This window comes from Kaistella carnis (assembly GCF_003860585.1).
In the GTDB taxonomy this organism is placed as follows: Bacteria; Bacteroidota; Bacteroidia; order Flavobacteriales; family Weeksellaceae; genus Kaistella; species Kaistella carnis.
Genome location: NZ_CP034159.1, coordinates 2,000,643 through 2,025,492 on the forward strand (window position 1 = coordinate 2,000,643; position 24,850 = coordinate 2,025,492).

Here is a 24,850-nt window from a genome sequence, read left to right on the forward strand (position 1 = left end):
CCAAAATTTGAACTTACAATATAATACCTGAAATAAATTAATGATAAAAGCAGATGTACTCGTCATCGGATCAGGAATCTCCGGACTTTCTTATGCGATAAAGATTTCCGAAAAAATGCCTGAAGCCAAAATTATCATCGTCACCAAAGCAGATGAAGATGAAAGCAATACCAAATACGCTCAAGGCGGATTGGCAGTGGTGACAGACTTTGACAATGATGGTTTCCAAAAACATATTGATGATACCATGAGAGCCGGCGACGGGGAAAATAATCTGGACGTCGTAAAAATGGTCATCGAAGAAGGACCCGAACGTTTCCGTGAACTCGTGGAATGGGGAACAAATTTCGACCAGAAAGATGGGCATCTGATGCTGGGGCGGGAAGGTGGTCATACCGAAAACAGAATAGTGCATCATAAAGATATTACCGGAAAAGAAATTGAGCGCGCGTTATTGGAAACTGCCAACAAATCGCCGAACATCGAAATCATGGCACATCATTATGTCATCGATTTAATTACGCAACACCATGTTCCGGGGAAAGTTTTTGACCTGGAAAAAATAGACTGTTACGGCGCCTACATTTTGGATGAGAAAAACAAGAAAATAAAAAAGATCACCGCTAAAATAACTTTGGTTGCCACAGGTGGAGCCGGTCATGTTTATAAAAACACAACCAATCCACTTATTGCAACAGGTGACGGAATTGCCTTTGTTCACAGAGCGCGCGGCAAGATTTCGAACATGCAGTATTACCAGTTTCATCCTACTGCGCTGTATTCTAAATTAGATGGGATGTTGTTTTTAATATCCGAAGCCGTGCGTGGTGATGGTGCAAAACTCCGGACAAAAGATGGCGAAAGATTCATGCACAAATACGACGAGCGTGAAGAATTAGCCTCCAGAGATATTGTCGCAAGAGCGATTGACAATGAGTTGAAAATTTCGGGAGATGAATATGTAGGCCTAGATTGTCGCGATATGGACCATGAAAAATTTATGGAACATTTTCCGAATATTTATCAGAAATGTATGGATGAAGGAATCGATCCTTTTAAACAGCTTATTCCGGTGGTTCCGGCGTGTCATTATTTAATGGGCGGAATCGATGTTGACCGAGATGGCCAAAGCTCCATTAAAAATCTTTTTGCCGTGGGAGAATGTACAAACTCCGGATTGCACGGCGCGAACCGACTGGCTTCAAATTCTTTATTGGAAGGAATGGTTTTCGGGCACAACGCCGCAATGAAAACCGTTGAACTTCTCGGGATCAACGATTTCAACTTTGATGATCTGAAAGCAATTCCGGAATGGAATGAAGACGGAATGAAAATGATGGATGAAATGGTGATGGTTTCTTACCTGCGCAGACAGCTTCAGGAAATGATGAGCGATTTGGTAAGCATTGTGCGAAGTAACGACCGATTAGCTATTGCAAAGAAAAAACAGCACGAGATTTTTGACGCTGTAAATGAATTGTACAACTACTCTATCCTGTCTCCAAAACTTTCGGAATTAAGAAATCTTACAAATATTTCTTATTTAATTATCAAACATTCCTTACAGATGAAAGAGAATAAAGGTTCGTTTTTTAACAGAGATTTGGTCTGAGGGAAATAGTACCAGAAAAAATAGGTGAAAATTTCGAAACCATCAAGCACCCATAATTAACTCAATATAAACCTAAAGGTTTCTTAAAATATACAAAATGAAAAAACCAGCATACGTAACGAAAGACGCTTTAAAAACTTTCATTAAAAATGCTTTAGAAGAAGATATTCAGGATGGCGACCACTCTACCTTAGCCACCATCCCGAAGGACTTGGAACAAAAAGCCAAATTACTTGTAAAACAAGACTGTATTTTAGCCGGAGTCGAGCTTGCAGAAATTATATTTAAACAGTTTGATAAAAACTTGCAAGTAGAACGTTTGCTCAATGATGGCGACGCTGCGAAAGTAGGCGATATCGCTTTTTACGTAACCGGAAGTGCACGATCAATTCTTTCTACGGAACGTTTCGTACTGAACTGTATGCAGAGAATGAGTGGAATAGCGACCTTAACACATGATTGGGACTCCAGATTACTTGGTACAAAAACCAAACTTCTCGATACAAGAAAAACAACACCGAATTTCCGAATTTGTGAAAAATGGGCTGTTGCAATTGGAGGCGGAACGAATCACCGCTATGGATTGTACGATATGATTATGCTGAAAGACAACCACATTGATTACAACGGAAGCATCAGCAAAGCGGTAAAAATGGCGAAAAAATATATTGAAAAACTTAACAAACCTTTGAAAATAGAAGTTGAAACGAGAACTCTGGAAGAAGTGGAAGAAGCGCTGAAGGCCGGAGCAGACCGTATTATGCTTGACAATATGGATGTCGCAACCATGAAAGAAGCTGTAAAAATTATTGGTGGACAGTGCGAAACCGAAGCTTCGGGTGGAATTACACGAGACATGTTGAAAGAAATCGCCGCAACGGGAGTGGATTATATTTCTGCGGGAGCGCTTACTCATTCAGCGAAGAATATTGATTTGAGTTTAAAAGCGGTAAAATAATTTATCGAAATGGTAATTAAAAAAGGTACTTTAGAACAAATAGACAACACAAATTGAGATTAAAGGCATTAAATAATAATTTTAAACCATTGATTTTCAATCAATTATTCCACAAATTAACAAAACTTTAAAATTTAACAATTTGTTAACGAAAATACCGTTTAAATATAATAGTTTTGCACCAAACTTACTAAAAAGGTAAACTTAAATTAACTGATATGAATTTTAATCCACTTAAAAAGACCGCGCTCATTGCCGCTATTGCATTTGCAGGTTATGGTAACATCCACGCACAGGTTACTACCAGTAACATGTCGGGCGTTGTAACAACTACAGACGGCAAAAAAAGCACTGGGGCAACCATTAAGGCAACACACATGCCATCAGGAACGGTTTATTCGGCTACTGCAAATTCTGCAGGAGTTTTTAACTTATCCAACATGCGTGTTGGTGGACCTTACAAAGTAGAAGTTACCTATGGTAATGAACAACCAATGATATACGATGATGTGTACTTGGAACTCGGTCAACCATTTGCGCTGAATCCAGTATTCGGTGAGAAAACAGCAAATATTGCTGAGGTAGTAGTTACCGGAGTAAGCAGAAACGCTAACAAAACGGGAGCTGCAACAAACGTTGGTCAAAAACTAATTCAGGAACTTCCGCAATCTTCTAGAAGTATTACAGATTTTACGAGATTAACTCCACAAGCAAACGGCAATTCATTTGCAGGTCGTGATGCTCGTTATAACAACCTTCAAATTGATGGAGCGAATTTCAATAACGGTTTTGGTTTAAGCAACAGCCCACTTCCAGGGGGTAACTCGCAGCCAATTTCTTTAGATGCAATTCAGGAAATCTCTGTAAACATTGCCCCTTTTGATGTTACACAGTCTGGTTTTACAGGTGCTGGTATTAATGCGATTACCAAATCAGGTACTAATAAATTCCATGGTTCATTATACGGTTATTATAATGGTAAAGAATTGAACGGTTGGAAAATAAATGGTGAAGACATTCAAAAAGTGTCTGGTGCTAAAATGACCAATGGTCTTACTGTAGGTGGACCAATTATTCAAAATAAATTATTCTTCTTTGTTAGTGGTGAAAGAGAAACTGCTACTGGAGCAAATGCTTCTGGCGCGAATCTTTGGAAAGCTTCACAAGACGGAATTTCAGATCCTGCAAATAACATCTCAAGAGTTAAAGAATCTGACCTAATCGCTGTTCAAAATCACTTGATCAACAGATGGGGTTATAATCCAGGACGTTACCAAGGTTATGCTAATGAAGCAGAACAACAAGGTGACAAATTCCTAGCTCGTTTAGACTGGAACATCAGCGATAAACACAAGTTTGCGGTTCGTTATAATATGTTGAAAGGAACATCACAGCAACTTGCAAATGCTTCTTCCGGTCCAGCGCCAAGATCTTCTTGGAGTCGTGTGAGTGATAAAGCAATGACTTTTGAAAGTGGTAATTATGGATTTGAAAACACGGTAAGTTCTGTTACAGCTGAATTAAACTCAACTTTCAACTCGAGTCTTTCAAATAAATTATTATTTACCTACTCGAAAATTCAAGATAAAAGAACATCACCTTCAGAATCTCTTTTCCCTTTTGTTGATATCTGGGATGGTTCGCCAACTGGTGGAAACTACATCAGTTTCGGTACAGAATTATTCTCTTACCTGAATGATGTTGTGAATGATAACTTCTCATTTACCAATAACTTAACCTATACCACAGGAAAAAATAACTTCACTGCAGGTATCGCATACGAAGTTCAGAAATTTGGTAACTCTTATACCAGAATGGGAACAGGTTATTACCGTTATGCTTCAGTAGAAGATTTCTTGAAAACAGGAACATCCGCAGAGGTTGCACCAATTATGTTTGGTTTAACTTATCCATATGCTAATCAAGATACTTACTCTAGAGTTAACTTCGGTTTAGCATCTGCTTATTTACAGGACAGAATTACATTAAATGACAAATTCAACGTTACAATAGGTTTAAGAGCAGAACTTCCTAATTATTTAAATGATCTTACAGCAAATCCTTCAATTGATGCTTTAGATTTATTAGACAAAAACGGAAACCCAAGAAACTATGCTTCAGGTGAATGGCCAAAATCTAAAGTTTCTCTTTCTCCGCGTTTAGGATTTAACTATGACGTAATGGGAGACAGAAGTTTAACTTTACGTGGAGGCACAGGAATCTTTACAGGTCGTGTTCCTTTCGTATGGTTAACAAATATGCCAACCAATGCGGGAGTTTTACAAAACACTGTAGAGCCAGGTTCTTATGCTGAAGTTGCAGGATGGATCGGAAACGTAAGATTCCAGCCACAAGACATTTATTACTATGTAAATAATCCACCAGCAGGTGCAGGAAGTGTGTTCATCAACAATCCAAAAGCAGGTGCACCAGCATCATTCGCTTTAGTTGATAGAGATTTCAAAATGCCGTCAGTATGGAGATCAAGTTTCGGTGCTGACTACAAAATTCCAAACTCTGTATTCACATTAACAACAGACATTCTCTATACTAAAGACGTAAATTCTGTATTCCAATATGGAGCAAACAGAAAAGAATCTACAGCGAGAATGACTCGTCAAGATCGTGCTTATTACCCGAATGCTGCATCATACCAATACAACACTGCAATTGGAGCAAACAGCGCGGTAGTTTTAACGAACTCTGATACTAAAGGAACTGCTTTCTCTGCAACGTTTGGGGCAAATATGAGAACATGGAAAGGACTTTCTGGGTCTGTATTCTACACCTTCTCTGAAGCAAAAGAAATCTCTGCAAACGCAGGATCAAGTGCAAGTTCAGCATGGCAAGCATCACCAACAGTTGATTCACCAAATCAACAAGATTTGAGTATTTCAAACTTCTCAGTTCCACACAGAATTGTTGCAAATATTAGTTATAACATCAAGAATACGACAATTGGAGTTTACTATTCAGGTGCAAACCAAGGAAGATTCTCTTACTACTACTCTAATGATGTGAATGGTGATGGTATCGCGAATGACTTAATGTACATCCCTAATGTTGGAGAAGTAACTAAGTTTGCTGATATTAAAAGTGGTACAACTACTTTGTTTACTGCAGGACAACAAGATGCTGCTTTCAACCAGTTCATCGCTGATAATGGTTTAGAAAAATACAGAGGTCAAATTCTTCCACGTAACGAATTCTTGTTACCATGGTTAAACCGTGTTGATGTAAGAATTGCTCAGAATATCTTTACTGATATGGTTCAAAAAGGAGACAAAGTTGCAATTACTTTAGATATCTTAAACTTTGGTAACCTACTTAATTCAGAATGGGGAATTCAGGACAATACGGTAAGTTCTTATGGAGCAGCAGTATTAGGAAGATCAGGGAATCTATCTCCTGACCCAACTTTTACAATGTTACGTGATGGAGCTAATTTAGTTAAATCACCATACAGACCAGCAAGTTCAAGATTTACTACTTGGAGTGCAATGCTTGGATTTAAATATTCATTCTAACACTTTCAATGTGATATAAAAAGAAGCCTTACAATTAATTTTGTAAGGCTTCTTTATTGGCTTTAAACTGAACTTTAACAATTCACGGACTATACACGAATCACCGGGATTTTTTTTATCTTTGCTTTTAACAAAAAATACTATGGATACATTTAAAATTATTACTGAAGCACACAAAGGTTTTGCTTATCTGATTTTGCTTGCGGGCATCATTTTCATCGTTGCATTATTGGTTACCATGTTTGGGTATTCAGGAAAAATTTCTAAACTGTTGAGAAAATCAACTTTGTTTACCATGATTCTTTTCCACGTTCAATTAATCGTGGGAATTTTTATGTTGGTGTTTTCTCCCGGATTAAAAGGAGCATTGGAAACCGGAACTTTGATGAGCAACGCAGCCTCAAGATTCTCTTATGTGGAGCATCCAGTCTCCATGTTAATTGGAGTGGTATTAATGACCATCATTAATAAGTACATGAAAACCAATGAAACGCTTGCCATGAAGATCGTTATTATGGGCGTAATCGCTGTTGCATTATTTGCATATGCCTTCCCATGGATGAGAGTCTTTCCTTCACTTTTCGCATAAACATTTTTAATAACAGATATTCTTAATGAAAATAGCAGTAGTAGGCGCTACCGGAATGGTGGGACAAATCATGTTGAAGGTTTTGGAAGAAAGAAATTTCCCCATTACCGAACTGATTCCTGTCGCTTCGGAAAAGTCAATCGGTAAAAAAATTATATTTAAAGGCAACGAAATCGAAATTGTTTCGATGCAAGACGCGATAGACCGAAAGCCCGAAATTGCTATGTTCTCTGCAGGCGGAGCAACTTCTTTAGAATTCGCACCGAAATTTGCGGCAGTTGGAACTACGGTGATTGACAATTCTTCGGCGTGGAGAATGGAAGCAGACAAAAAATTAGTCGTTCCCGAAATCAACGCAACTGTTTTGACAAAAGACGATAAAATTATTGCCAATCCAAATTGTTCCACAATTCAGTTGGTCATGATTCTACATCCTTTAAATCAAAAATTCGATGTTAAAAGAGTTATCGTTTCCACTTATCAGTCGGTTACAGGAACCGGTAAAAATGCCGTAGATCAGTTGAATGGAGAAATCGCGGGAAATAACGAAGTTGAAAAAGTCTATCCTTACGACATCTTCAAAAATGCACTGCCACAATGTGATGTTTTCGCAGAAGACGATTACACCAAAGAAGAAATAAAACTGATGACAGAACCCAAAAAAATTATGGGTGATGACAGTTTTACTATTACCGCAACTGCAGTTCGAGTACCAGTTCAGGGCGGACATTCAGAAAGTGTAAACATTGAATTCGAAAACGATTTCGATCTGGCCGAAATCAGAACTATTCTTTCTCAAACACCGGGAGTCATTGTTTTAGATGATGTGAAAAACAACATCTATCCTATGCCTTTGTACTCTGAAGGGAAAGATGAGGTATTTGTCGGAAGAATTAGAAGAGACCGCTCTAATCCAAAAACTTTAAACCTTTGGATTGTTGCAGATAACCTCCGAAAAGGCGCTGCTACCAACGCAGTTCAGATTGCAGAATATCTTTACCAAAATAAATTAGTCTAAATTAAATGCTCACGAAAAGTGAGCATTTTTTTTATCGCTTAGACCCATCAAACATTCATCATAAGTTTAATAAAACCCTATGGCAGAAAATAAAAATCCATCCCTCAATAATTTTACTTTCCAAAGAAATGTTGCCATTATCGGCATCATTCTTTTCTTGGCGAAATTGCTGGCGTGGCACTTCACCAATTCCGATGCGGTATTTTCAGACGCTATGGAAAGTATTGTGAACATCATTGCAGCTTTCATGGGTTTGTATTCTCTTTATCTCGCGGCAAAACCAAAAGATTTTGATCATCCTTACGGGCATGGGAAGGTGGAATTTATTACTTCTGGTGTAGAAGGTGCTCTGATTATTTTCGCTGGTGTTATTATCATTGTGCAGTCGGTAGATTCGCTGTTGCATGGCAATATACCAAAGCAGTTAGATTGGGGAATTTGGATTGTTGCTGCTACAGCCGTCGTGAATTATTTAATGGGCCATATTTCTCATCAAAAAGGCATCAGAGAAAACTCCCTCGTATTACAAAGTTCCGGGAAGCATTTAAAAAGCGATACAGTAACGACTCTAGGAGTGGTGATAAGTTTGGTCTTGGTACAGCTTACAAAACTGTACTGGATCGACGCGTTAGTCGCCCTTCTCTTCGGGAGCTATATTATGTTTGTAGGATATAAAATCATCCGGAAATCATTAAGTGGAATTATGGATGAAGCCGATTTGGGAATGCTGGAAAACCTCTCAAAATTCCTTAATGAAAATCGGGAGCGCCAATGGATCGACATTCATAATATGCGGATACAACAGCACGGAAGCGGACTTCATATTGATGCCCATTTAACTTTGCCTTGGTATTATGAACTTCGAAAAGCCCATAAAGAAATGGAAGAAGTGTATAAATTGATTGCAAATAATACAGATCGTACCATAGAATTTAATTTTCATTTAGATGACTGCAAATCTTTTTCCTGCGAAATTTGTGAATTATATGAGTGTCCTGTCCGTCAAAATACGTTCGTTAAAAAAGTGGAATGGAACAAAAAAACGATTGCCCAAGTTGATAAGCATTCCGTGGAAGATTAAATCTTCTCCACGTGCTGACGGTAGTAGAACAACGGAATAATCAGTAACAGGATTAAAGGCTGAATTACAAAGCGTCTCATATAAAAAGAGAAAAGATATCCGATCTCAAACTTGGTATGAATGCAATAAAGGTAAAGGGGAAAAGTGATGGCAAAAACGATGAGCATTAAAACAACCGCTTGTATCGTCCATTTTTTATTCTTAAAAATTAAATAAACGACGCCCGCAGATAACAGCAAGTTCATTCCAAATCGGAAAAGGTAATTCAGGATCAAAGGAGTCCAGTTGAAATCTGGGAAAGGTGCATGTTTATTTGCCAAATGAAAAAACGCCTGAAATGGATCATAAAAAATTTGAGCCTCCAAAATCCTCACGCCGACAAGACCAAAAATCAGAATGCCAACCAATAACCATTTAAGTATTTTCATGCTCCGTATCTTTTAAAGCATAAAATTTAATCCACACCAGCCAAAGCAAAACCACGCTGCCATAAATGATGGCCGGAAAAAGATAATCGTGTCCCATTCTGGAATACTGAGGATATTCTACCAATAAAACATTCAACCCAACAATCCGCAAGACATTCATAATGTGAAGAGCAATTACTCCTACTGCACCAAACAAAAAAGTTTTCGAACCTTCGTAGAAAGCAAATATAAACGCCAAAAATAAGATCATCACCGAGATCGCGTTGCAACCTTCCACCATCCGGGAGACATATTTGCCACTTACAAAAAACCAGGTGGTTTCATCTTCCGGTTTTCCGGGAACCATTTCAGAGGGATATCCAATTTTATTTTGTAAAAAATCGACTTGTCTCATAATCCAGGTTGAGAAAGGATCCAGTCCAGCGTTCTTATATCCATTCAAATAAAGCTGGTACGCCAAAACCATCACCACATAAATAATGATGAAACGCAGTAATATTTTGAGAACGGGCTTGAAATCGTTGAACATTCCTGCAAATATACTGCTTTCCAAAATATGAAATTCCCTATATTTGTAAACCTATGACCAGCAAAACGGCACAACTTTTCTTAGAAGAATTTACGGGCGAAAAAGCACAGGAATTTTTCACATTGGCTCAAAGCGGATCTGCCCGCATTAATTTTGTGGGCAAAAGTGCCGGCCTGAAATATATCATTACCTACAACGAAAATATTGCGGAGAATGAAAGTTTTTATTATTTCTCTCAAATTTTTTCAGACCACGAAATACAGGCGCCAAAGGTTTTAAAAATCAGCGAAAACCGTACACTTTACATTCAGGAATTTCTGGGAAACCACACTTTATCTGAAATCATCGAAAAAGAAGGTCTTTCGGAACGGGTTAAAGTTTTAGTAAAAAAAACACTTCAGCAACTGGCGGACGCCCAAAGTAAAACCATTGATCTCATCGACTATTCAAAAACATTTGAATACAAAAAGTACGATGAACTACCGATCACCAACGATTTATTTTATTTCAAAAGTTTTATTGCAGATGTTTTAGAGATTCCCTATCACAAATCTAGCCTCCTTTTAGAGTTTAAAAAACTGGTTACGAAAATAGAAGATCTACAACCTACGGGGTTGATGATGCGTGATTTTCAGTCACGAAACATCATGGTGAATGATGAAGACAAGATCTTCTTTATCGATTACCAATCCGCGATGAAAGGCCCTTTGATCTATGATGTCATCTCCTTTCTTTATCAGGCAAAGGCAAACTTTCCGCAGGATTTTAAAAATGAAATGTTGGATTATTATTTCTCTCTTTGGGAAGATCCAACAATCGTTACACAACTAAAAAGGTCGGTGAAGCCCATTCAATTGATAAGATTTGTACAGGTCTTGGGAGCGTATGGTTTCCGCGGCTTAATTCAGCGGAAGCAACATTTTATTTCCAGTCTGGACAAAGGGATTGAAAACCTTTACGCATTTTCAGAGTCATGGGAGGAGATGGAAGAATATCCGGAGTTGAAGAATTTAATTTTGCAATTGAAATCGGAAGAAATTAGAAGTAAAATTGAAATGATCATTGCGAAAAAGTAGAATAAACTTTTACAATTAAGTTTGAATTAAGAAGCTAAGTCTTCAAACATTAAAATTGATAGTTGTTAATGGTAAAAGTTCCAGTGGCCAATTTTAAAAATTTAATTTAAAATAAATCATGAGTTTAAAAATAGAAATACACAGTTTCTCCTATAAAAAAGGAGGCATTCCAAAAGATAATTCCGGTAACGGCGGCGGCTTTGCCTTCGACTGTCGGGGCATATTAAATCCCGGTCGAGTTGAAGAATACAAAACCCAAACCGGTTGTGATATTGGTGTTCAGGATTATCTGGAAACTAAAACAGAGATGCCCAAATTTTTAGAATTGGTAAAAAGCATCACCTCCATTAACATTGAAAATTATCTGGACAGAGGTTTTGAGAATCTACAAATTAATTTTGGATGCACCGGTGGACAACACCGTTCGGTTTACGCAGCGGAAAAAACAGCAGAATTCATCCGCGAGAAATATCCTCAGGCAACCGTCTTCCTGCAGCACGATGAGCAACCACAATTAAACTCCTCATTGATAAACGATCGTTAATCGATCGTGATTAAGATCAATTAGAAACCCTCAATTATCTTCGATAATATTATGAAAGCACTCATCTTCGCAGCCGGAAAAGGAACGCGGCTGAAACCATTTACAGATCATCATCCGAAAGCCTTGGCGGTCGTGAATGAAGTTCCTTTGCTGGAAAGAAATATTAAATATTTACAAAGTTTTGGAATCAATGATTTCGTGATTAATATTCATCATTTTGGAGAGCAGATCGTAGAATTCCTTAAAAAGAATGATAATTTCAATTCCAATATCGAAATTTCAGATGAGAAAAATCAACTTTTAGAAACGGGTGGTGGATTGGTTTTTGCAAGAAAATTTCTTGACCATGGCGAAGATTTTCTGATTATGAACGCTGATATTTTAACAGATCTGGATTTAAATTATTTTGTGGAATATCATCGGGAAAAAAAAGATTTCGCTACTTTAGCAGTCTCCGATCGTAAAAGCTCCAGAAAACTGCTTTTCAATCCCGAAATGATTTTGAAAGGTTGGCTGAATGTTGAAAGTGGCGAGCAAAGACTTGCAGAATTTAACAAAGGATTTAAACCATTGGCTTTTAGCGGAATTCACTGTATCAATCCTGAAATTTTCCGAAAGATCAAAAGAAGCGGAAAATTTTCAATCATGGAAGAGTATCTTGATTTAATGAGCTACGAAAGTATACGCGGATATGAACATTCAGCAACCATCGTGGATGTCGGAAGACCTGAATCGATTTTGGAAGCTGAAAAAATTTTTAAATAAACAATGAGCAAAATAAGCAGAGGCAAAGGAACTACAAAACTTGCCGCAGGAAACACCTTCGAAATCGACCAGAAAGTTCAAAATTCTTTTAAAGAAAAAACCTGGGATGAAACCGTAACCAAAGACAGCTGGATGGTTTTTAAAATCATGGCAGAATTCGTAGATGGGTATGAGAAAATGGCAAAAATTGGTCCCTGCGTTTCACTTTTTGGCTCCGCAAGATTACAGGAAGATGATGACCGATATAAACTTGCCGTAGAAATCGCCGAAAAGATCACAGAAATTGGCTTCGGTATCATTACCGGCGGTGGCCCCGGAATTATGGAAGCCGGAAACAGAGGTGCTCATCAAGGAGGAGGAAAATCGATCGGACTGAATATCGATTTGCCTTTCGAACAACATTTTAATCCATATATTGACAAAGGATACAGCATCGATTTCGATTATTTCTTTGTAAGAAAAGTCATGTTCGTGAAATATTCGCAAGGATTCATCGTAATGCCGGGCGGCTTTGGAACGCTGGATGAGTTAACGGAAGCGCTTACTTTAATTCAAACCAATAAAATCGGCAGATTCCCTATCGTTTTGGTGGGATCAAAATTCTGGTCTGGCCTGTTAGATTGGTTTAAAGGAACTCTGGTAGAAAACGGCATGATCGCGGAGACTGATCTTGAGCTTTTCAGAGTGGTAGATACTGCGGACGAAGCGGTCGCTCACATTAAAGCTTTCTACGATAAATACTCGGTTAACGTAAACTTTTAGTTGGCATTATATTTGAGCTAACCCAATATAAATTAGGGAGATGAAAAAATTTTTATATAGTTTATCTATTTTTGCTTTGATAATGATGAGTTTTGCTGCTGCAGAATTTTACTCCTCAATGACAAAAGTTGACTATCTTGAAGGAAGTAAAACATTGAAGTTTACGACCAAAATGAATACTTCACATATATCAGATGCGATTAAAATAAATCCAAATACTGCGGGTTTTGAAGCGGAAGTTAAAAAGTATGTGAACAATAATTTCGACTTATATGTAAATGGAAGTGCCAAGACACTCACTTTTACAGGAAGTCAGGTAAATGGGGAATCAGTATGGGTTTATTTTGAAGCGGGCGGCGTTACCGACATCAATTCAATTAAAATTAAAAATACCATTTTATTAAGTACTTTCCCGAAACAGTTTAACTTGGTGAATATTGCTTACAAAGGTGCTCAGAAAACCATGAATTTTCAAAGAGGGAAAGAGGTAAATGAGGTTAATTTCTAACCGTACCTTTTATAACAACTATAAGAAAACAAAATCCGTCTCATCAATTGAGGCGGATTTTTATTTGAAATACACGAATGTATTTCGCCAAACAATTATAAAAAAATACTACTTATCGGTTATTCAGTTGCTGCATTCCTTCGGAAGAAACCATATCGTAATTCCAGGCGGGTTCAAAGACGAGATTGATTTCCACTTCATGTCCGGGCAGTTCTTTTTCCAAAACATTTTTAACTCCGGTTTGAATGGCGTCGCCCATTGGGCAATGTGGTGTGGTTAAAGTCATGGTAACTTTAATGATGGTATCATCTATTATTTCAACATCGTAGACCAAACCCAGATCAACAATATTGACCATCAATTCAGGATCTATAACTTCGTACAACGCCATTTCTGTGCGGCTTATTTTATCGTAATTTTTATCGGTAGAATCGAGTATCATGATTTGTTATTTCTTTTGTGTAACAATAATTTAAAGACATTCACATTGTATAAAACGGCGACTGCAACCCACAATATCGCACCAATTCTGATGATGATTACCTGTTGTAGAATAATTCCCGAGGCAAACACCAAAAAGGCAGCGATGAAAATTCTGAATTGCCAAACGGTGAGTTTCTCGCTGTACAAATCTTTTGGAAGTGGAACTTTCACTTTTCCGGAAAGATTTTTATAATGGTCATTCCAAATAATAAAAGGCAGGGTTTTAAAGGTTTTTCCTAAAATAATGCTGGTAATCCAGCCCATAAACAAAAGTGTTCCATAAAGCATGGTCCAGCGATAACCACTGGAAAAATAGACGGCAGGCAAAAGTAAGATAGAAATCACCAAGGCTAAAAAAGAAAGAAAAGCGTGTTTCATCAACAACTCTACTCTTTTCCTTAAACGGTTTTTGAAATTGTCATATAAATACAACAACCAAAAAACCACTCCGATTAAAACAATCGCTGCGTAAATTAAAACTCGGACGCTTACTCCGATAAAATAACCATCAACAAGGAAAAGAATAAGTCCAAGATTCTGAAAAATAAAAGCCCAGTTTAATAAATAGTCTTTCTTCGATTTCCCCAATAAAAACATCGGAACTAATTTGGAACTAACGCCGGTAATTAGCTGTAAGAACCAACCCGCAATTCCCGCATGAGAATGGAGTTTTAATATTTCTAAATGACTTTGTTTAAAGAAAGGAAATTTTAAATTAATTGCCAGCAACAAACCGACAATTACCGTAAACAAAAGCCAAATCGCCGAACTGACCAGAAAGAGTTTTTGAATCGAATATTTATTAAAAATTCTAGTCGTTTTCAAAACATTGAATAAATAGAGCGCCGCTGATATCACAATTAAGGAACCACCAGCAATCATCACCCACCCTACGGTTAGATTCCAGAAATTGGTCGTGAGTAAAATCATTCCCAAAGTCAAAGTATACCAAACAAAAGATGCCATTTTTTCACTGTACAGATCCTGTTCGCATATAACAGGTAACAGCTGATGAGCCGCTCCCAAAATGATCATTGTTCCCCAACCTAAAGCTGCGACATGAACAATGGTCAATAAATGCGGTGTAAAATAATGACGCGTAAATGATTCGGGGCTGAAAACCATCAACACACATAGAACAAAAAACATGACCGCTCCTGTTGCATAAAACGGAAGTACAGCGCGATTTCCAGGGGCTTTTCCGATACTAATTTGTGCCATTTATTTTTTAAAAATCAACATTTTCACGTTCCCTTCTTCTCTATTATTAATGTGAACTTGGTAATTTTTATCCGCAAGTTCTTCCAGTAAATAAACCGGGACTCTTTTGTGATTGATATACAAAGCATGACCAACAGGAAGTTCTTCTAACTCCGCAAGAATCAATTGCATTGGTCCGGGCATTTCGAGTTCGCGAACATCGATTTCTTTGGTTTGGTCTTTGGTAAAATGACTGCAAATTGCCGCGAAACTTTCTTCATCATTCATCTGCAATTTTTCCTCCGCAGTTTCTGATGATTGACTTGCTTCTTTTTCTTTTTTCAAAAAGTAGGTATAGAACTCTTTATCACTAAAGGTTTCTACAAAAGTATCTTCAGCTTTTTCCTGTTTTAAAAGGTGAATTAAAGGCGTCGGCACAAAATTATTAATGATACAGAGAATTTTCCCGGGCTGCGTGGTTTTGAAACGTCCCAGAATCTCCTTTAAAGGATCTGCACCATTATCAATAATAGGTCGAACATCATAAAAGTCGATGTCGGATTTATTTGCCTGTTGCAACCACGTGGGTTTCGGTTCTGAAATTGTTTCTTCTTTCGTGGAAGTTTCTTGTTTAAAAGTAAAACCAAGCGGTAAAAGAACGCGCTTGAATTCCTCTACAGTTGTTCCGCCCATCTTCGCAGCTTCGCCGATTGTAACTCGCGAGGCCATAATTTTCCGGAGGATTGGATTCTTTAATTTTTCTAAAGGTTTTGCCAAAGAAGCAATCGCATCTATACTTTTCGGATTGGCTTTTATCAATTCAGAAATTTTCGTTTTAGCCGTAATATCTTCCATAATTTGATTAGGTATTTAAAGGAAAAAACTGCAGACATTTTTTAACTTTTCAAATTTAAACATCTCATTAGTCTGCTGTAATTTCCTTTATAAATGTGCGTTTTTCTACCTACTTACACTTTTTAATGCAGAGGCTTGAACATTCGTGTGATTTTGTAAAATCTTAATTTCACATCTCAAATTTCGCAATGAAAATTGCTTTTATTCCAAATAGCGCATCCTCACTTTTCTAATTCAATAGCACCAGTTCTGCATCTAAGAGAACTGCTTTCGGGAAAAGAATAATATTTTCTAACCGAATATGGGTTTGCACTTCATTTTCGAATTCTTTCATTTTTTGAAACAGATATTGATAAGAACTGCAAGCATCGGTCGGAAGAGTGTAATCGCCTGTCAATATTCTGAAGAATGATAAATCTGCAAGGGCAACTTCGTGGTCTTTCTTGAGCAGATTGATAGGTTCTTCTAATGAACCCATTTTATAGGTAATTTCTGTGGCTGCATTTGCTTTTTTTGAAACCATCTGCTTAATCACAGGGAATAATACTTTTTCCTCTCTTGCGATATTGTCTAATAAATCCTGTAAGAAATGATACATGACGGTAGAAACTCTGTTTAATTCCGGATGATTATCACCGTGATGTTCGGCTATTTTTATAGCCAGATCATTCAGATTTTCTGCATTGTCTTTAATATAACGGTGATGGGTATTTGCGATATAATCTACCAGAAAATCGAGTTCCCATTTATCGTAATCGTAAGTTGGAGATTTTGTATCGCTGTCATTTTTCGAAGAACTGCACTGAAACTGAACCCCTTTGGCTTTCAGCATTTCGGCTTTTTTAATATCTTTTTCAGGGAGTGAGTCTGTGTTTTCAGTGAGTGGATTTTTGGTGATCTGCACTTCAAAAACTTCCGGACCCTGTTGTAAATATTCCCACGTAAATATATCTCCTCTTTCCGCGATTAATTCATAATAAAGCGGCTTTGGATCATGATCATTTTCAATAATAAAACGGTCGCCGGGTTGTAAAGCATCAAAATATTTAAAAATAGTTGGGTGTTTAAACTTCGGTTCTATGGTGGTCACTATTAATCTTTCGACCTCTTTTTGTTCTTCTAAAAGATTTTTACAAATTTTTACAATAAACCATTCAGGGCCTTTTTGCAAGTATTCCCAAGTAAAAATGTTTCCCCGCTCCCCGATCAACTCGTAATAAAGTGGTTTTGGATCGTGGTCATTTTCAATCACGAATTCTTCGCCGGGCTGCAAAGCATCAAAATATTTAAAAATAGTAGGATGTTTCATTCGAGGTTCTAATTTCGTCACATCTAAAGTTTCTATTGTCGCCATTTTTAATAATTTTTAGTTAAATTTTATTGATAATTCAAGTACAATAATTGCTATTTATTCTCTTCTAAGTTGTAATTTTTCTCCGCATTTTTCGGTTCTGAATTGGCTCAAAGTTGTTTTCCCATAAATTTCATACAACTGATCTCTTGCCGCTTTGTACGTGTTGTGAATGGGACAGGGATTTGTTTCGGAACAATAGGCTAACCCGATTCCGCAACCGGCAAATATTTTATCTCCATCAATCGCAGTAATAATATCTGCGAGGGAATGTTTCGCCTCTGCATCGGAAATATAGAATCCGCCGTTTCTCCCTTTGGAGGATTTTAGAAATCCGTGCTTGCTTAATGCCTGCAGTATTTTTCCAATGAAAAGTTCCGGAGAGTTTATTTCTGCCGCAATTTTTTTGATGTTGGTCGTACTTCCGTCTCGTGACTGCTGAGCGATATAAATCATTGCTCTTAATGCATATTCACAGGTTTTAGATAACATACTTTTTGATTTCGATAAGACAAAGATAAAACAATCTTTCTATTTCGGACTAATTTATCTTAATTAAATTTAATATTAGTATAAATTTTATTTAGTGAAGATGAAAATAGAAAAAGAAAAGATGTGGAACTATTTAAACGAAAAATCCACCTCTGTGAAGAAGTGGATTTTATAGATCAGATAAAAGATTTAATTCTTATTGAACTTTTATGTTATCTAACTGAACTGTTGTAGTAACTCCACCCGCTGTTCCTGTATATTTAAACATAACAAATCCTTTTCCTGTTAATGAAGCTGGGAAAGTATAGCTACCTGCCGGTGCAAAATTTCCGTAACCACTAACTGGCGTTTGAGGAATGCTGAAGTTAGATGTAATATCTGTTAAAGTAGCAGACATAATATCACCCATGGCTGTATAATCTGTAGAAGTAAAAACTTTCAATACATTACCATTAAACTGACCAATATTAACATCGAAGGATAATACTTTACCTGCTGTAAATGTTACTGGTACAATAAAGAATGTTTCGTGTGCTCCTCCACCGTTAAAGGCACTCAACTGTAGATATTTATTGTTGTTAAACATTCTTAACTGCCAATATCTGTTACCTAAAACTGGATCATTGATATACGGTGCAAAGACTTCTGACATATCTGCGAAACTTTCAAAATTTTCCGAAAGCGTTGTAGGATAGTTAATCGCAGTACCTCCTTTTGGTGGTGTAGGATCAAATCTTGTTCCTGTTGCAGGAATATTCACATCTTTTAAACTTCTGATCAACATCTGATAATTAGCATTGTATCTGCTCACAACAAAAGTTAGACTTCCACTACCTTTTGGTAAAAGTGTTGCACCATAGCTTGCAAAACCAGAACTTCTAAGAGTCGCCGATCCACCTGCAGCATCTTCTATTTTACGGTCAGAATCTACACCTGCACCCGCAACATAATCAATATAAGTTTTGTTTACTGGATAGATTTCCGAAATATTGAACTGAACATTAGGTACAGTTACCAAAGTATTAATATATTTTGGATCAGCAGCCACAGTAAGACTCGCCAATTCAGTCGGTGTGATATTTACAACCTCCATTTGGTTTCCGTCGCATACTGCAGAAATATATCTGGAGAACAAACTTCCCGGAATTCTACCAATTGCGAAGTTAGGATCTACAGAACCGATTTTTACGGTACCACGGTCTAAACCTAATCTTAAACCTTTTGCGTTAATTCTAATATGCGTTCCTACAGGGAAATCAGCATAGTTACTTGCGCGGTCAACTTCCATCTGTAAACCGGCAGTTGGGTTTTCCGGTTTGTCCTGGAAAGAGATCGTTTTATAGAAGTTTCCATTTTCATCGGATGAAATAACGTACGCGTCGAAAATTTTATCTTCCGTAATTAAAACGTAGCCGGTAGCCGGTGCCATCGCTTTAAAATCTGCAAGGGTGATATTTGGCGCATCGAATTTATTGTTACAAGCAATTGGAGGCGTATCCCATTCATCCTTATCTACACAAGAGCTCAATGTAAATGCTGAAATAGCAACTACAAAAGCGGTTTTAAAATATTTTTTGAAATTCATTTTATTGTTTTTTAATATTCTGATTAATGATTAAAATCTAAACTGAAGATTTACAAAGTACGATCTACCTTGCGTATACCAATATTTAGGTCCGAAAAGCGGAAACTCTCTGCCAATTTCTTCTGTATAAGTTGGCAATGTTGCTCTTCTGGTCTGTTCGAAACCTCCGGTAATATATTTTGTATTGTCTAAAATATTATTAACCGATGCGGTAAGTAAAACATAGTACGCTCCAAATCTCCACGATTTCCCCACATTCGCATTGATAAAACTGGCGGATGGAAGTTGAGTTGGTTGCAATACTCTTCTTAATTCAGATTCTGTAAGTCCGTAATATGGAGTACCACTTACCGGATTTTGCACAAATCGTTCTGTTCTTAAAAGCGCAGATGGATCTAAGAAATTATCGTCTAAATAATTCCAGTTGGCACCAAACCACCAGTATTTTGGTGAGTTATATCGGAATCCTAAGGAATAACCCTGTTGTGGAGTTCCACCTTGTCTGGAATTGGTCAAATAGGCTTTACCTAAATCAGTAAATGAATTTCCATTTGCAAATGTTCCTGTTGCGTCAGAAGCAAAATAAACATTAGGATCATTTTTATAAATATACTGTCCGTAACTGGCTAAACCTTGAAGAGATAGGGTTGGTGAAACTTTTACATCAAGCCCTAACTCCGCTCCCATATTTTGCTTGTCAACATTGGACATGATCTGCGATACGAAAGCACTCTGTACTGCAACCTCCGTATCGGCATTCTGCAATTGAATACCATCAGCAAAGAATCGCTGTACATTGGTGTCATTCTGTGTGTCAACCAAAAACCCTGTTAATCTCATTTTAAAGAATGGACTGTTAATCACATAACTTAAATCATTCGCATTAATAACCGTATTGGTAATATTGGGTGCGACAGAAGAGTTTACTCGTGGATTAATGAACAGATCTTCTAAGAACGGTGCCTGAGAAAAATAAGCGCCATTATAAACGAAGAAGTTTCTACCATCGAGTTTGTAAATCACCTGACCTTTCAAACCAAAGTTCCAGAAGTTTTGGTCCCCACTTTTTCCGTAGGAATCTTCGTAGAGATAATGTTTAAATAATCCTTCTCTGGAGTTTGTAGAATAACCTGCTAAAGCAGAAACAAAGACATCGAACTTACCCGATTGAAATTTCAAGCCCGGATTTACTTTTATTTCCTGTCTGGAAAAAATATAGTTATAGTTAATCTTATCACCGACTCTCTTTACAACATCGGTTTCCCCTTCGTTGTATAATCCGCTTTTACCCGGCTGATTGGTTGCTGCAAAAGGATCTCTGTTTAAAGCAAAATCTGCTCCCAACAAATCTTTCACCTCCCGATATAATTCTGAGCGGTAATTTTGATAAGATACATTTAATAAAAATCGACTTGTATCTGAAAAATCGTAAACGTAGTGCGTTCCTGCATTAAAAATTTTATCATCACTTACATCATTTACCTGAAAATACAAAGCACGCTTACCGTTAACTCCGTAATAATCTTCAGCTGGCTGATTCATGTTTCTCTTGTACAAATTATCCCAATTGATCTGCGTATACAATGGATCTCCATTTTGCCACCCTGCCAAAGCCTCCTGATAGGCTAACTGAGCGGTGGTTGCAGTTCCGTCTGCCGGCAAAGTAACCGAAGCATCCGGATCTAAGAAATCATAATAACTTGGTAAATATCGGTAGTAAGTAGGCGAAGGATTTGGCACATTTTGCCAGTCCAAACGCGCGCTTTTATCTTTTCCAAACTGGTAAGAGATCGCCGTACGAAGGCTTGATTTGTCATTGATTTTCCAAAAATCCTGCAACTGGAAAATAGGCTGGAAATTTTCTTTTACTCTTTCACTTCTTTTTTTACCATCTTGCCAACCCCAATAAGAGTTGTAATGCACGCCTCTGTAATCATAAACCTCCTGCGTACTTGGGCTCGCAGTAGATCTTCTTGATGGCGCTGCAAAAGCACTGAAAGTTAAACTGTGAGAATCGTTGAATTTTTTCTCAACTCCAAGAAAAGCACCATAAGCATCATAGAAAGTTCCCTCTTGAATACCTTCCTGAGCCCATCGTCTGGCGCCCATTAAGGTAAAAGCCCATCCGTTTTTGTTCATTCCGGAGGAATATCGAAGAGAAGCTCTGTTTCGGTAATTTCTATTGGTTAAAGAGTAAGTTGCTTGAAATCCTTTTCGGTAATCGCTCGCGTTCGTGTTTTTATAAATTACAGAACTTGCGCCCCCAAATGCATATTCTGAAGGCGAATGATTTGCAGAAATCTCCGGGTAACGCGTAATTTCGTTCAAACCACCCCAATTTGAAAAGTCCACATTTCCATTATCAGATTTGACCATAGAAACCCCATTCATCATGGTTTCCCCAGTTCTTCCGTCGATTCCTCTTGGTCGGAACCAATAAGCTCCTAAATCATAAGCAGCGATTCTACTAAATACATCCTGAGAGGACTGCAGTAAACCCACGGTTGTTCCCTGACTGGAGTTTTCTTCATCGCCCGTACTTTCAATAATGGCGAGACCTTGATCGGCACCTGTCAAATTAGAATAAAGCGTAACAACGCCCAAATCTTTTCTTTTTTCATCATTAACGTCAAACTCCATCATTTTCGTTTCAAAGTTGGGTTTACTGATGACGATTTGATAATGACCAGATTTCAGATCGACGAATTGGAAATATCCAATTTTATCAGCCTTCACCTCATTACCGGATCCTTTTAAATCAACCTCTGCGCTTTCCACCGGCTTTCCGTCTGCATCTTTCAAATAAGCATAAACCGTAGTTTGTGCAAAATAAAAAGATGCCGGCAGCAATGTAAACATAGAGATTAAAGATAGTTTTTTAATCATGTTGATAATTTTTTTTGACTTTTTACTCTAAAAATCAATTCACTAAATTAATTAAGACAAATTTAGGCATAATAATAATACTTTAGTTTTTTTTAACACAAATTCCACGCAGAACATGATAAAAATTAGCACGATAGAAAATAGCGACCTATCGAAAATAATTTATTAGTAGCTTTGTAACATAATATTATTTTTAAATCAAAATGAAAAAATTTACCAGTTTTTTATTCTTAATAATTTGCTGTATTTCTTTTGCACAGCAAAAAGGCCAACTGAGGAAGGTAGCCACAATCGGTTTCTTAAATCTCGAAAATCTTTTTGATACCATTCCCTCAGCTGATTATATTGACGGTACCAAAGATGTGAGTAATCCTGCATTTCACCGTAGTGTTCCCATCGATTCCTTAAAATATCTTGAAACAACAGAAGAATACCGCGGAGAATGGAAAAATGAATTATTAAAAGGCAAAAAGGTCATTCGCCATCAGACTCTTGCAGATGAATTTACAGTAAACAGTCCTAAAAACTGGAACACTAAGAATTACAATATAAAATTAACAAACGAAGCTAAAGTAATTTCTGAATTGGGCGCCCAATATACCAAAACAGCACCCGTAGTAGTAGGTTTAATTGAGGTAGAAAACCGACAGGTCATTGAAGATCTGATCAAACAACCGGCTTTGGCAAAATATGATTACGGAATTATTCACTACAATTCTTTTGATGCCAGAGGTATTGATGTAGCACTGATTTATCAGAAAAGAAGATTTACGCCTTCGAACTCTTTGAAAAAAGAAGTCAAAATTTACAATGAGGGAAAAAGATCTTATACCAGAGATATTTTAGTTGTCACAGGATTTTTGGACAATGAAAAGGTTGCGTTCTTTATGAATCACTGGCCCTCCAGAAGCGGCGGAGAAGCTGGTTCTTTGCCAAAAAGAAATGCAGCTGCCGTTGTACTTAAACAACAAATGGACAGTGTGAGATTAAAAGATCCTACGACAAAATTATTTGCCATGGGTGACTTTAATGATGACCCGGTCAGCTCAAGTTTAAAAAATTATTTGAAGGCAGCCCTAACACCGAAAGACCTGAGTCCGGAAATGCCTTACCTTAATTTAATGTACCCACTGTACAAAAAAGGAGTTGCTTCTTTGGCTTATCAAAATGCACCGAACTTATTTGATCAGATTATTGTGTCCGGAAATGTACTCTCTGATCAGGTAGGTAAAGAATATTCTCTATACAAAACCGAAATTTATGCGCCTCCCTACCTAATCAACAAAGAAGGAAATTGGAAAGGTTATCCGTTGCGGTCCTGGGACGGTGATAGATTTACAGGAGGGTATAGTGACCACTTCCCCGCCTTTATCGTGCTGCAGAGAGAAGTCCAGTAAATCAATAGATTACAAAAATACAAGCCGTTTTTCAAACGGCTTTTTTCGTACCTTTGAGATAAGCATAAATTGAAACAATGAAAAAGATTTTATTTCTCCTTTGTATTTTCCTCTTCATCACGAACTGTACCACGCAAAACAAAAGCAGTAACAGCAATTCTGAAGCAACCATAAAACCCGAATTAAATGACGATGGCGAATACGAATTACATGTCCTGGATTCTGAATACGATTATTTTTTAATGACAAAGGCAAAGCCCATGAGCTTTTATACAGAAGATTATTTGAAATCCCGCAACCGACTCTTGGTCAGTGACTGGAATGCAAAATACTACTCTGGGCGCTATCGTGATGTAATTGAATCTTCGATTGACTATGACCCCAATATTAACTACGGTTTAGAATACGAATACAGACTGTTTCAGGTTTTCAATTATGTATATTGGAAATACGGTTTAAAACTGAACGGAATAACGGGCCTCGCATTTTAACAAACAAAAAAAGTTCAGATTTCTCTGAACTTTTTTTATCTCGGTAAGAAAAGATTATTTATTAAATTTCTCCTCTACTTTATCCCAGTTTACGACATCAAAAAATGCTGCAACGTAATCCGGTCTTTTGTTTTGATATTTTAAATAATATGCGTGTTCCCAAACATCAAGTCCTAAAATTGGAGTTCCCTCACATTCCGCAACCGGCATTAATGGATTATCTTGATTTGGAGTTGAACAAACGGCAAGCGATCCATCACTCTTTTTGCATAACCAAGCCCATCCTGAACCGAATCTTGTTTTTGCGGCCTCTGAAAAGTCTGTTTTAAATTTCTCTAATCCGCCATAATTTTCAATGGCTACTTTTACATTTCCAACAGGTTCTTTGCTGCCTCCCGGAGTTAAGATTTCCCAGAAAAAAGAGTGATTATAATGACCACCACCGTTGTTTCTCACGGCTGCTTTGTCAGTTCCGGTTTTACAAACCTCTTCGATTGATTTACCTTCTAAATCTGTACCTGCAATTGCCTTGTTAAGATTATCAAGATAAGCTTGGTGGTGTTTCGTATAATGAATTTCCATTGTTTTTGCATCAATGGTTGGTTCTAAAGCGTCGTACGCGTATCCTAATTCTGGTAATTTGAACATGATTTTTATAATATTTAATGTTATTACCCAAATTTAATCAATAATTAGGCAAATTCCAATTGTTA

23 protein-coding genes are annotated in these 24,850 nt (G+C 37.3%); 13 read left to right on the top strand and 10 right to left on the bottom strand.

The features are described 5' to 3' along the window. Positions 1–40: 40 nt before the first annotated feature. The 6 genes from nadB to EIB73_RS09325 all read left to right on the top strand — a co-directional run bounded on the left by nadB (position 41) and on the right by EIB73_RS09325 (position 8,785). Positions 41–1,612 (top strand): L-aspartate oxidase, encoded by a 1,572-nt coding sequence (nadB, locus tag EIB73_RS09300; RefSeq protein ID WP_125024763.1) that lies wholly within the window; start codon positions 41–43, stop codon positions 1,610–1,612. 97 nt (positions 1,613–1,709) lie between these two features. Continuing rightward, positions 1,710–2,570 (top strand): carboxylating nicotinate-nucleotide diphosphorylase, encoded by an 861-nt coding sequence (gene nadC, locus EIB73_RS09305; protein ID WP_125024765.1) that lies wholly within the window; start codon positions 1,710–1,712, stop codon positions 2,568–2,570. Positions 2,571–2,788: 218 nt separating this feature from the next. Then, the gene (locus tag EIB73_RS09310; protein WP_125024767.1) at positions 2,789–6,097 is read left to right on the top strand and encodes a TonB-dependent receptor; all 3,309 of its coding nucleotides are present in this window, start codon (positions 2,789–2,791) and stop codon (positions 6,095–6,097) included. A gap of 142 nt (positions 6,098–6,239) precedes the next feature. Next, a complete protein-coding gene (locus EIB73_RS09315; RefSeq protein ID WP_125024769.1) occupies positions 6,240–6,686 on the top strand; it encodes a hypothetical protein in 447 nt (148 codons plus the stop codon). A 25-nt stretch (positions 6,687–6,711) separates the two neighbouring features. Further along, entirely contained in the window at positions 6,712–7,704 is a 993-nt protein-coding gene (locus EIB73_RS09320; protein ID WP_125024771.1) for an aspartate-semialdehyde dehydrogenase, read from the top strand. Between the two features lie 79 nt (positions 7,705–7,783). After that, entirely contained in the window at positions 7,784–8,785 is a 1,002-nt protein-coding gene (locus EIB73_RS09325) for a cation diffusion facilitator family transporter (RefSeq protein WP_125024773.1), read from the top strand. Here EIB73_RS09325 and EIB73_RS09330 read toward each other — a convergent pair. Together EIB73_RS09330 and xrtF are read right to left on the bottom strand one after the other, a co-directional pair. Beyond that, complete coding sequence (locus EIB73_RS09330) at positions 8,782–9,213, bottom strand: exosortase F system-associated membrane protein (protein WP_125024775.1); 432 nt, start codon at positions 9,211–9,213, stop codon at positions 8,782–8,784. The genes EIB73_RS09325 and EIB73_RS09330 overlap by 4 nt on opposite strands. Continuing rightward, positions 9,200–9,742 (bottom strand): exosortase family protein XrtF, encoded by a 543-nt coding sequence (gene xrtF, locus EIB73_RS09335; RefSeq protein WP_125026092.1) that lies wholly within the window; start codon positions 9,740–9,742, stop codon positions 9,200–9,202. Before xrtF ends, EIB73_RS09330 begins: the two co-directional genes overlap by 14 nt. A 53-nt stretch (positions 9,743–9,795) precedes the next feature. Here xrtF and EIB73_RS09340 point away from each other — a divergent pair, with 53 nt between their 5' ends. The 5 genes from EIB73_RS09340 (at position 9,796) to EIB73_RS09360 (ending at position 13,397) form a co-directional block, all read left to right on the top strand. Further along, positions 9,796–10,818, top strand: coding sequence for an aminoglycoside phosphotransferase family protein (locus EIB73_RS09340; protein WP_125024777.1), 1,023 nt, complete (start codon positions 9,796–9,798; stop codon positions 10,816–10,818). A gap of 118 nt (positions 10,819–10,936) precedes the next feature. Further along, positions 10,937–11,362: a RapZ C-terminal domain-containing protein gene (locus tag EIB73_RS09345; RefSeq protein ID WP_125024779.1), complete on the top strand. Its 426-nt coding sequence runs from the start codon at positions 10,937–10,939 to the stop codon at positions 11,360–11,362. Between the two features lie 51 nt (positions 11,363–11,413). Beyond that, positions 11,414–12,127: a nucleotidyltransferase family protein gene (locus EIB73_RS09350; RefSeq protein WP_125024781.1), complete on the top strand. Its 714-nt coding sequence runs from the start codon at positions 11,414–11,416 to the stop codon at positions 12,125–12,127. A gap of 3 nt (positions 12,128–12,130) precedes the next feature. Continuing rightward, positions 12,131–12,889: an LOG family protein gene (locus EIB73_RS09355; RefSeq protein ID WP_125024783.1), complete on the top strand. Its 759-nt coding sequence runs from the start codon at positions 12,131–12,133 to the stop codon at positions 12,887–12,889. Positions 12,890–12,929: 40 nt separating this feature from the next. Then, positions 12,930–13,397 carry a DUF6702 family protein gene (locus EIB73_RS09360; RefSeq protein WP_125024785.1) on the top strand — a complete coding sequence of 156 codons (468 nt, stop codon included), beginning with the start codon at positions 12,930–12,932 and terminating at the stop codon, positions 13,395–13,397. 112 nt (positions 13,398–13,509) lie between these two features. Here EIB73_RS09360 and EIB73_RS09365 read toward each other — a convergent pair whose 3' ends face one another. From EIB73_RS09365 to EIB73_RS09395, 7 genes are all read right to left on the bottom strand, one after another. Then, positions 13,510–13,839, bottom strand: a complete 330-nt coding sequence (locus EIB73_RS09365) for a metal-sulfur cluster assembly factor (protein ID WP_125024787.1) — start codon at positions 13,837–13,839, stop codon at positions 13,510–13,512. Beyond that, positions 13,836–15,101, bottom strand: a complete 1,266-nt coding sequence (locus EIB73_RS09370; protein WP_125024789.1) for a hypothetical protein — start codon at positions 15,099–15,101, stop codon at positions 13,836–13,838. Before EIB73_RS09370 ends, EIB73_RS09365 begins: the two co-directional genes overlap by 4 nt. Beyond that, positions 15,102–15,935 (bottom strand): DUF2249 domain-containing protein, encoded by an 834-nt coding sequence (locus tag EIB73_RS09375; RefSeq protein ID WP_125024791.1) that lies wholly within the window; start codon positions 15,933–15,935, stop codon positions 15,102–15,104. A 229-nt stretch (positions 15,936–16,164) separates the two neighbouring features. Further along, the gene (locus EIB73_RS09380; protein WP_125024793.1) at positions 16,165–17,289 is read right to left on the bottom strand and encodes a DUF2249 domain-containing protein; all 1,125 of its coding nucleotides are present in this window, start codon (positions 17,287–17,289) and stop codon (positions 16,165–16,167) included. 54 nt (positions 17,290–17,343) lie between these two features. After that, positions 17,344–17,778: an RrF2 family transcriptional regulator gene (locus EIB73_RS09385; protein ID WP_125024795.1), complete on the bottom strand. Its 435-nt coding sequence runs from the start codon at positions 17,776–17,778 to the stop codon at positions 17,344–17,346. A gap of 196 nt (positions 17,779–17,974) precedes the next feature. Beyond that, positions 17,975–19,363, bottom strand: coding sequence for a DUF5689 domain-containing protein (locus EIB73_RS09390; protein ID WP_125024796.1), 1,389 nt, complete (start codon positions 19,361–19,363; stop codon positions 17,975–17,977). Between the two features lie 30 nt (positions 19,364–19,393). Beyond that, positions 19,394–22,249: a TonB-dependent receptor gene (locus EIB73_RS09395; protein ID WP_125024799.1), complete on the bottom strand. Its 2,856-nt coding sequence runs from the start codon at positions 22,247–22,249 to the stop codon at positions 19,394–19,396. A gap of 203 nt (positions 22,250–22,452) precedes the next feature. On the opposite strand from EIB73_RS09395, the gene EIB73_RS09400 reads away from it, so the two are divergent. Next, positions 22,453–23,646, top strand: a complete 1,194-nt coding sequence (locus tag EIB73_RS09400; RefSeq protein ID WP_125024801.1) for an endonuclease/exonuclease/phosphatase family protein — start codon at positions 22,453–22,455, stop codon at positions 23,644–23,646. Between the two features lie 77 nt (positions 23,647–23,723). Further along, positions 23,724–24,137: a DUF6146 family protein gene (locus EIB73_RS09405; RefSeq protein ID WP_125024803.1), complete on the top strand. Its 414-nt coding sequence runs from the start codon at positions 23,724–23,726 to the stop codon at positions 24,135–24,137. Between the two features lie 54 nt (positions 24,138–24,191). Here EIB73_RS09405 and EIB73_RS09410 read toward each other — a convergent pair whose 3' ends face one another. Further along, positions 24,192–24,785, bottom strand: coding sequence for a superoxide dismutase (locus EIB73_RS09410; RefSeq protein WP_185144616.1), 594 nt, complete (start codon positions 24,783–24,785; stop codon positions 24,192–24,194). Positions 24,786–24,850: the final 65 nt, after the last annotated feature.

Excerpts from the sequence above, each read along its gene's own strand:
- EIB73_RS09315 (WP_125024769.1), top strand. The coding sequence starts at position 6,240 with ATGGATACATTTAAAATTATTACTGAAGCACACAAAGGTTTTGCTTAT.
- EIB73_RS09330 (WP_125024775.1), bottom strand. The coding sequence starts at position 9,213 with ATGAAAATACTTAAATGGTTATTGGTTGGCATTCTGATTTTTGGTCTT.
- EIB73_RS09325 (WP_125024773.1), top strand. The coding sequence starts at position 7,784 with ATGGCAGAAAATAAAAATCCATCCCTCAATAATTTTACTTTCCAAAGA.
- EIB73_RS09385 (WP_125024795.1), bottom strand. The coding sequence starts at position 17,778 with ATGTTATCTAAAACCTGTGAATATGCATTAAGAGCAATGATTTATATC.
- EIB73_RS09370 (WP_125024789.1), bottom strand. The coding sequence starts at position 15,101 with ATGGCACAAATTAGTATCGGAAAAGCCCCTGGAAATCGCGCTGTACTT.
- EIB73_RS09340 (WP_125024777.1), top strand. The coding sequence starts at position 9,796 with ATGACCAGCAAAACGGCACAACTTTTCTTAGAAGAATTTACGGGCGAA.
- EIB73_RS09320 (WP_125024771.1), top strand. The coding sequence starts at position 6,712 with ATGAAAATAGCAGTAGTAGGCGCTACCGGAATGGTGGGACAAATCATG.
- EIB73_RS09345 (WP_125024779.1), top strand. The coding sequence starts at position 10,937 with ATGAGTTTAAAAATAGAAATACACAGTTTCTCCTATAAAAAAGGAGGC.
- EIB73_RS09355 (WP_125024783.1), top strand. The coding sequence starts at position 12,131 with ATGAGCAAAATAAGCAGAGGCAAAGGAACTACAAAACTTGCCGCAGGA.
- EIB73_RS09310 (WP_125024767.1), top strand. The coding sequence starts at position 2,789 with ATGAATTTTAATCCACTTAAAAAGACCGCGCTCATTGCCGCTATTGCA.
- EIB73_RS09405 (WP_125024803.1), top strand. The coding sequence starts at position 23,724 with ATGAAAAAGATTTTATTTCTCCTTTGTATTTTCCTCTTCATCACGAAC.
- EIB73_RS09390 (WP_125024796.1), bottom strand. The coding sequence starts at position 19,363 with ATGAATTTCAAAAAATATTTTAAAACCGCTTTTGTAGTTGCTATTTCA.
- EIB73_RS09410 (WP_185144616.1), bottom strand. The coding sequence starts at position 24,785 with ATGTTCAAATTACCAGAATTAGGATACGCGTACGACGCTTTAGAACCA.
- EIB73_RS09395 (WP_125024799.1), bottom strand. The coding sequence starts at position 22,249 with ATGATTAAAAAACTATCTTTAATCTCTATGTTTACATTGCTGCCGGCA.
- EIB73_RS09365 (WP_125024787.1), bottom strand. The coding sequence starts at position 13,839 with ATGATACTCGATTCTACCGATAAAAATTACGATAAAATAAGCCGCACA.
- EIB73_RS09380 (WP_125024793.1), bottom strand. The coding sequence starts at position 17,289 with ATGGCGACAATAGAAACTTTAGATGTGACGAAATTAGAACCTCGAATG.
- EIB73_RS09375 (WP_125024791.1), bottom strand. The coding sequence starts at position 15,935 with ATGGAAGATATTACGGCTAAAACGAAAATTTCTGAATTGATAAAAGCC.
- EIB73_RS09360 (WP_125024785.1), top strand. The coding sequence starts at position 12,930 with ATGAAAAAATTTTTATATAGTTTATCTATTTTTGCTTTGATAATGATG.
- EIB73_RS09400 (WP_125024801.1), top strand. The coding sequence starts at position 22,453 with ATGAAAAAATTTACCAGTTTTTTATTCTTAATAATTTGCTGTATTTCT.
- xrtF (WP_125026092.1), bottom strand. The coding sequence starts at position 9,742 with ATGTTCAACGATTTCAAGCCCGTTCTCAAAATATTACTGCGTTTCATC.
- nadC (WP_125024765.1), top strand. The coding sequence starts at position 1,710 with ATGAAAAAACCAGCATACGTAACGAAAGACGCTTTAAAAACTTTCATT.
- nadB (WP_125024763.1), top strand. The coding sequence starts at position 41 with ATGATAAAAGCAGATGTACTCGTCATCGGATCAGGAATCTCCGGACTT.
- EIB73_RS09350 (WP_125024781.1), top strand. The coding sequence starts at position 11,414 with ATGAAAGCACTCATCTTCGCAGCCGGAAAAGGAACGCGGCTGAAACCA.